At 54.7% G+C, this 8,130-nt stretch carries 6 protein-coding genes and 1 tRNA gene; 5 read left to right on the forward strand and 2 right to left on the reverse strand.

What is annotated here, in order from left to right:
- Positions 1–948 (forward strand): DUF7146 domain-containing protein (locus tag AC2VLY_RS14270; protein WP_486922512.1); only part of this gene is annotated, 948 nt, incomplete at its 5' end.
- Positions 949–1,141: 193 nt separating this feature from the next.
- Entirely contained in the window at positions 1,142–1,504 is a 363-nt protein-coding gene (locus AC2VLY_RS14275) for a hypothetical protein (protein WP_139112218.1), read from the forward strand.
- A gap of 334 nt (positions 1,505–1,838) precedes the next feature.
- Here AC2VLY_RS14275 and AC2VLY_RS14280 read toward each other — a convergent pair.
- Positions 1,839–1,914 (reverse strand) — tRNA-Asn (locus tag AC2VLY_RS14280).
- A gap of 168 nt (positions 1,915–2,082) precedes the next feature.
- Between AC2VLY_RS14280 and AC2VLY_RS14285 the strand changes: the two genes are divergently transcribed.
- On the forward strand, positions 2,083–2,736 hold the full coding sequence (locus AC2VLY_RS14285; protein ID WP_075322922.1) for a YidH family protein: 654 nt from the start codon (positions 2,083–2,085) through the stop codon (positions 2,734–2,736).
- Positions 2,737–2,738: 2 nt separating this feature from the next.
- On the opposite strand, the gene AC2VLY_RS14290 is transcribed toward AC2VLY_RS14285, so the two are convergent.
- The gene (locus AC2VLY_RS14290; RefSeq protein ID WP_486892380.1) at positions 2,739–3,332 is read right to left on the reverse strand and encodes a DUF1643 domain-containing protein; all 594 of its coding nucleotides are present in this window, start codon (positions 3,330–3,332) and stop codon (positions 2,739–2,741) included.
- Between the two features lie 352 nt (positions 3,333–3,684).
- On the opposite strand from AC2VLY_RS14290, the gene AC2VLY_RS14295 reads away from it, so the two are divergent.
- On the forward strand, positions 3,685–4,821 hold the full coding sequence (locus AC2VLY_RS14295) for an efflux RND transporter periplasmic adaptor subunit (RefSeq protein WP_486892379.1): 1,137 nt from the start codon (positions 3,685–3,687) through the stop codon (positions 4,819–4,821).
- A 5-nt stretch (positions 4,822–4,826) separates the two neighbouring features.
- Positions 4,827–8,130: efflux RND transporter permease subunit (locus AC2VLY_RS14300; RefSeq protein ID WP_486922514.1), on the forward strand; the 3,304-nt coding region annotated here is incomplete at its 3' end.

The raw sequence follows: 8,130 nt of genomic DNA on the forward strand, positions 1-8,130 counted from the left end.
TTTGCCTTATTGATGTGGTTACGCAACTGGGATTTTGTCACCACCCTGAAAGCCGTGGCAGAATTACTCGGTACGGGTGAACTTCAGGAATTTACACAACGGCGGGCACCCGCCCCGCCCAAGGTGCCAGAACGGATGAATGCCAGTAAGCGATTAAGCGATACCTGGACCCAAAGCGTCCCAATAACGGATAGCCGGGCCAAAGCGGCGAGAAACTATTTTGAATCTCGCGGTATTCCTTTGGAAGGTTGGTTGCATTTAATCCCCAACCCGGATGCAGTCATCCGGTTTCATCCCAGCCTGACTTATTATCAGGAGGGTGAACTCAACGGTCGTTTCCCCGCTCTCTTATGTCTGGTCACCGCCAAAAATGGCGATGCGGTCAATCTGCATCGCACTTATCTCCATCCTGAAGGGCATGGAAAGGCTCCAGTATCCGCACCCAAAAAGTTGATGACGCCATTGCCTGGGAAAAGCACGTCTGGCGCAGCCATTCGGCTCGGCCCCGTCGTCAATGGCGTCGTACAGGGTGCCGAAGGTCTGGAAACGGCTGCTGCGATTATGACCGCCCGGCAAAAACCCGTGTGGGGTCTCATTTCGGACACCATGATGGCGGCCTTTGAACCACCCGATGAGGCCCACAGTGTCGTTTTATGGGCAGACAAGGACAGGCCACAAATGATTCATGGCAAGCTGGTCTGCCCTGGTATAGAAAGCGCGCAAAAAGCGGCACTACGATTGCATGAACAGGGCCGTAGAACCCGTATTGTGTTACCCCAACATCCGATTCCAGAAGAGGCAAAATCCCTCGACTGGCTGGATGTATTCAATCTCTACGGAGCCGAGCAGGTAGGTCCGGCACGGTCAGTCGTGCAAATACCCGCGCATGGATCCAAACAATCATCGGGGTTACTTTCCCGGGTCGCCTCTATCTGGCGGGCCGTTTAATAACCAAATGATAACATTCAAAACTACCTCGTATTGACCACTTCAGTTCCAAACCGCATCTTTTCAGGTGCGGTTTTTTTTGGCTTCTGTCCGTATGGACCAGTACTGGCTGTCTCCAGATTTTCCCATGCACCAATTCAGGTGCTTTCACGCAACCGGGAGAACCGGTTTTCAATACACAAGAGAGGTAATTATGATCCATGTAACCGTTGAGATGGACATCCTGGCTACGGCCACCCTGTCCTACCCTGATGACGCACTCAAAGACATCGTTGAACGGGTCGATAACGACCGCGACCAGTTCATCAAAAAACTCAAGCCTAATAGAAAATCAGCAACCTCCATGGTTATTGTTGAGGTCCATGACAACCAGGGCCAAAGAATCATGGGACGTACGCTGGTTGAACCCAACTATGCAGATGCCGGCTGTTTCCTGGAATCAGCCATTATGAACACCACTCCAAAAGACATGTACACCGCCCTCCATAGCCTGTGCATGGATGAGGAATATATTGTGGGAATGCTACCGTACCTTGCGCGGAAGTTTCTCCCCTGACGTTGTACCCGGTTGTCAGCCCGTAGCCTCTGAGTATCCGCTCATGCTGCGGGCTTTTTTTGTGCGCGAATGTTCACAGGTAATGGCTTGCTCCTGGGTGATACTGGAAAAAAACCAGATAGCCTCTTGGAGAAAACTCTGGTACCAGTCCTGGAGTACACTTCGTGAGAAATAAGGGTCTTCCTCTTATAATAATCAATGGGTTAATACATACTCAAAAGCAGACTTCATTATCCACCTTCACCAAAGGACATCGTTTAACGCTGAGGTTGGATATAGGTTGGATCACAAAAATAAAGGCACCTAGCAAATTACGCTAAGTGCCTGATTCTTTTGGCTCCCCGGGACAGGCTCGAACTGCCGACCTAGTGATTAACAGTCACCCGCTCTACCGACTGAGCTACCGGGGAAAAGTGGGCGTATCCTAGCCTTCCCTTTGCTTCGCGTCAAGAACTGTGGGGCATTTTCAGGATGATGTTTCAACACCGCTTCACGGTCGGAGTATTTCGCGATAGACTGCGCCACGCCATAATTTAACGTCCTGATCCTGCCCATCCAATCATTCGGTGAACCCAGCCATGATGTTCCTGAAACGCCTGCCAACCGTACAAGAACCACGATTGTACATGGCGCTGGAACGCACGTATCTAGGTTACTTTAAGCTACTGTTTGTATCGATCGGAACAGGATTGGTTTCAGCCCGTCTTGCCGTACTGTTTTTGGCATTACATTACGCAAAACTGGGCCATTTTTTTACCGGGCTTTTCAATGTACTGACCTGGCCAGCCATTGCTCTGGTTTTTGTGGTAGGCTTGAATTTTATGTTTGATCTGCAACATATTGAAAAAGGACCCCCCGTGGCAGCAAAAGAGATTATTGATCCGCGTATTTACATGGCCGCCGAACGTACTTTTCTGGCATGGGTACGAACGGGTATTGGTCTGATTGCTTTTGGCTTTGTCATCGAAAAGTTCGATTTTTTTCTGGAACAACTTTCCATCATGCTCCACACCAAGCTGGTTATGGGAGAAGGGTTCTCAGGAATGGGCATTATATTTATTGTCCTGGGAATCACCAACCTGATGATCGGTGGTATCAATTTCATTCGCACCGTCAAGAAGGTAGATGAAGGCTGCTACCATGTCCATAAATTCCTGTATGGTCTCTATGGCGTTATTTTATTTGGCATTACCGTCGCACTGGCGGTCATGATTATTCGGGTTTCCCTGTAAAATTAGGAAAGCGGAATCAATGTATCCTGATAAGCCCAATAACAGGCATGAAAGGGGTATTTTTCGGATCCTTTACGGGCATTACGCCATACCGGCAATCCGCTTTCTACCAGTAATTCCAGACAACTGCACACCCGCTGATCATAGGCAGAGGCCGGAATACCGGCATGCCCTCCCCAGGCGATAATCACTCCCGAACTTGCCGCAAGCGTTGTTTTGATGACCTTGTCATTCTGCGGGCCGACTACATGCGCCGCGCCCTTCGCAAGCAACGCTTTCCCCACTTCTTTACTGTCTGTACCCCTGAGCGCAAAAAGATTCAAAATGTGGACCCCCCCACTTTCCGGGAAATTGCGCCATACATATTCCGAGGCCGTGCGTACGGTTTTGTCTGCGGAGAGCTCACTGGCACTGGAAGGATTTTTGAGAAAAACCGCCATCATAGCGCCTTTACGCTCACGAAATGGCAAGCGCAATCCATACCGCCAGGTACGGCACGGTGAAAAATCTGCCTGAATAGTTGCCAAATCCACGGCTGGCGCATGTTGTACGGTTCGCCCGATTCTCAAGGTGCTGGAGGATAGGTTCTTCGTCATGTTTTGGATCCCCGTAATCATTGCCTGTTAATCGTCAACCATATCAGCCGGTGGGGTCACCCGACCAGTCCTAGCCTTGTCCTGCCCATCGCTATCAAAGCCAGTGCATCCTCTGATCAGCAAAAGCACGACCTGACCGCCGCATAGCACTGCAACACTCCGTTGCAACGATTCAACATAACAAAATACATATTTAACAATTAGATAAAAAATTAAATTGTTGCAGTGATTTTTAGGGATTTTATAAAAACCATATTTTACATACTCTTATTATTTGGCACAGTTTCTGCTAATAGACAGGCAATCACTTTGGGCATTGCTAAAGCTCACAAAACTTGCAAGGAACCTGTCTATGAAAACAAACACCTGGCGTTATGCATTAGTTTGCGGCCCGCTCCTTTTTGGCATGGGCTTTGGCACGGCCCTGGCGGCCGCGCCGAGCCTCGTAACGGTGCAAACGGCGCCCGGCATTGGCCCCGTACTGGGGGGCCGGGTCATCCCGGCGTTTACGGTCACCCTGCGTGCCCAGTTGCCAGGCCGGGTCAAATTTGTGGCGGGTGAAGCCGGAATGCCCATTGCACCGGGCCAGCCTTTGGTGGCTTTGGATGACGATCAGCTGCTTGCCCAGAAAGCCCAGGCCATTGCGGCCTATCAGGCCGATGAAGTCGCCCTGCACAACGGTTATTCCCAGTACGGATATCAGCTTTACAGTTATGATCCCCCCTCTTTCATGAACCCCTTTACCTGGATGGGCCAGGGCTTCAAGGCCATGATGGGCAACAGCCAGAATCCCTGGGCCACCTATCAATCCAATCTGGAAAACCGGAAAGCTACCGCCCTCAAGGCACAAACCCAGCTGGAGGCTTCGGCCTGGAGAATCCGTCAGATTGAGGCGGAGATGAACAACTCGGTTTCCATCGCCCCCTTTCAGGGCGTAGTCCTCGCAAAAGAGGTTAATCCGGGGGATATTGTGCAGCCCGGTCAGCCGCTCATGGTGCTGGGCAGTGGTGGACCCAAGCAACTGCTGGTCAAGGTGCCGGAAAGTCTGGCGGGCAATCTGAACCCCGGGCAATCCCTGCCCGTCCATCTGGGAGACAACGCGGGCATGGTGAGTGGCAGGGTCGTTCATGTCGCCCCCCAGGCCAATCCCCAAACCCATACGGTGGCCGTCAAGGTCAGTCTGCCCCGCAATGCCGCCATTCGTGTCGGAGCGTACGCGACCATCAGTCTGCCCAGTTACGGCAGCTCTGCCCAGAATGAACCGGCCATTCCCCGGAGCGCCCTCATTCCCGGGACTTCTTTGCCCTCGGTGCTGGTGGATCATCAGGGGGTGACCGAAATGCATGTGCTGCGCCTGGGTGGACCCTTGCCGGATGGGCAGATTCAGGTGCTGGCCGGACTGCGCGTGGGTCAGATCATCGTCAATGATCCCCCCGCCGGAATCGGGTCCGGTTATCAGCTCCAGACCAGTGCGACTGCCGGGGAGTAAGCGCCATGCATAACGGTTGCCAAACCCCTGAGCCGGAAACCCCGGAAACCAAACCCTCGCGCAGTCTGGGATTGGCCGGTTCTATCGCGAAGATTTTTGTCAGTTCGCCGCTGGCGCCCCTGCTCCTGATTGTGCTGCTCGCGGCGGGCATTCTCGGCCTGATTTCCACGCCCAGAGCTTCCAACCCGCAAATCTCCGTGCCCATGATTGATATTTTTGTGGGTTATCCGGGGCACTCGCCTGCCGAAGTCTCGCGCATGGTCAGTGATCCTCTGGAACGCATGATGAGCGAGCTGCCCGGCGTGCGCCACGTGTATTCGGTGTCGAATCGCGGCGAATCCATGGTCACCGTGCGCTTTCAGGTGGGCAGACGGATGGGTCCCTCCCTGGTGGAGGTCTACAACAAACTCGCCGCCAACATGAACCGGATTCCGCCGGGAGCCACCCATCCTCTGGTCCGTGCCAAGGGCATCAACAGCGTCCCCTTCATGACCTTTACGCTCTGGTCCCGGGAGGTCGGTCCCGCCACCCTCAACGAAATTGCCCGCACCGCGTTGCAGCATCTCAAGCAGGTTCCCCAGACCGGGGAGAGTTTTATTGTCCACGGTCCTCAGGAAACACTGACCGTCGATATTCATCCGGGCCGCCTGGCCGCTTATGGCATCACCCCGCAGCAGGTCGCGCAAACGATCAAGGCTTCCAATGCCCAGACGGAAACCGGGCGGACCGATGTGCAAAACATGCAGATGCGCATTGTCACCGGACAGTTTCTGCGCACGCCGGCAGAAGTCCGCAATCTGGTGGTCGGGGTGTATGAAGGAGAACCGGTGTATCTGTTTCAGGTGGCGCAGGTCCGGCTCGGCCCCAGCGATCCCCACAGTCTGGTGACTTATTACCAGAAGGCCGGCAAAAATCAGCCCGAAGTGGATGGCGCTCCGGCGGTCACCATTGCCCTGGCCAAAATTGCCGGCAGCAACGGGGTGACGGTCGCCCGTGCCCTCATCCAGAAAATGCACAGTCTGGAAGGAACGGTCATTCCCGGTAATGTGCATGTCAGCATCACCCGTGATAACGGCAAAAAAGCCAATGCCAAGGTCGATTCCCTGCTCTTCAAGCTTTTTGTCGCCACGGCAGCCGTCACCCTGCTGATTCTGCTGGCCCTGGGATGGCGGGCGGCGGCTGTCGTGGTCATCACCATCCCGCTGATTTTGCTGATTACCGTATTCTCGGCCTGGTTATTGGGAATTACCATCAATCGGGTCAGCCTGTTCGGGTTGATTTTCTCCATCGGTATTCTCGTCGACGACTCCATCGTGATTGTCGAGAACGTGTATCGCCGCTGGCTGCAGGAAGGGACGACGTCCACTGAAACCCTTATTGATGCCGTGCGCGAAGTGGGTAATCCCACCATTCTGGCGACTTTTACGGTCATTGCCGCCTTGCTGCCCATGGGTTTTGTGGGCGGGATGATGGGCCCTTACATGGCCCCCATTCCGGTACTGGGTTCTGTGGCCATGCTCTTCTCCCTGTTCACGGCCTTCGCTCTGGCCCCCTGGTTGATGCTGCGTTTCAAACCCAGCCTGAAAACCCTGGAACGTATGCATAAGGGCGAACACCGGCAGGCCACCTGGTTGCGCAAATTTTTCCGGAACACCCTGATTCCGCTGATTCGCCGCAAATTTTATGGTCGCCTGTTTCTGGGTGGCATTGTGGTCGCGTTTTTTGCCAGTCTGGCGCTGTTTCTGGTCGAGTGGGTGCCTTTCACCATGCTGCCCCATGGTAATTCCAGTGCCTTTAACGTCGTCATCAACATGCCGGCGGGTACCGCCATGCCGGTAACCGCCAATGTGACGGCCGAGGTGGTACAGAGTTTACAGGGGATGAAGGATGTCCGGGCGCTGCAAAGTTATGTGGGCACGCCGGAACCGTATGATTTCAATGGCATGGTGCGGCATTACTACCTGCGCAACCAGCCCTGGCAGGCCATGATTCATGTGCAGTTACTCGGCAAAGCCGAACGCAGTGCCTCCAGTTCCGAACTTGCTGTCGTCGCGCGGCGGCTGATTACGCCCATCGCGGCGCAACACCAGGCCCATATTGTCGTCGTGCAAAGTCCGCCGGGGCCACCGGTTTTGGCGCCGGTGGTGGCCGAAGTTTATGGCCCTTCTGCCGCCATCCGCGACGCGGTCACCCGGCAGGTGACGGCCGAATTTGCCCGGGCCAAAAACCTCACCGAGGTGGATAACACCCTGGAAGCCCCCCATGACTACTGGCACTTTCATCTGAATGCCATCAAGGCGGGCATGGCCGGTGTGCGGCCCAGCGCCCTCAACGAAACCCTGGCGATGACCCTCGGTGGCTACAAGCTGGGTAACTTTACCCCCTACGGACAGAATCTTGCGGTACCGGCCGTGCTGCAGGCGCCTCTGGCCCTGCGCAGTAATGTCTATAGTCTGGCGGCACTTCCCGTACCCTCCGTCAGTTATGGCGCCGTACCTCTTTATACGCTGGGCCATTTTGATCGCGAGAGAGCGGAACAACCCATCTACCAGCAGGATCTCAAGCCCGTTGAATATGTGACGGCAGGCAGCAGGGGACGTCTGGACGCCCCGCTGTACGGTATGCTGGAAGTCGAAGATGCCCTGTCCGGTTATCTGACCCCCGATGGACACCCGCTGGGCATCGACTGGATCAGCGTTCCCAGCGGTAATCATGCCACGATCAAGTGGGGCGGTGCCTGGACCGTGACCTACAAGACCTTCCGGGATATGGGCATTGCCTTTGCCGTGGCTATTGTCCTCATCTACATGCTGGTAGTCTGGGAATTCGGGAATTTTGTCATCCCCGCCATTATCATGGTGCCCATTCCTCTGACCCTGATCGGGATTTTACCCGGTCACTGGCTGTTTGGTGCGAGCTTTACGGCCACCTCCATGATCGGTTTCATTGCTCTGGCCGGCATCATCGTGCGCAATTCCATTCTGCTGGTGGATTACTCCCAGCAAAGAGTGGCCGAAGGCATGCCGGTCATGGATGCCCTGATTGAAGCCTGCGCGACCCGTACCCGGCCCATTGTGATTACGGCACTGGCGCTCATGCTCGGTTCGGCAGAAATCATCACTTCCCCGATTTTCCGGGGCATGGGTATTTCCCTGCTCTTCGGGGTCATGATTTCGACCATCCTTACCCTGCTGGTGATTCCTTTGGGCTGTGTCAGCGGTCGTGCTGCCTTCTGTCCGGCGGGGATGGATCTGGGTGACAAGCAGTCGAACAATCCACCCCCCTTCCCGTTTGCGCCCGCCAGCATGC

It is taken from the genome of Acidithiobacillus sp. TH-A36 (assembly GCF_057473445.1).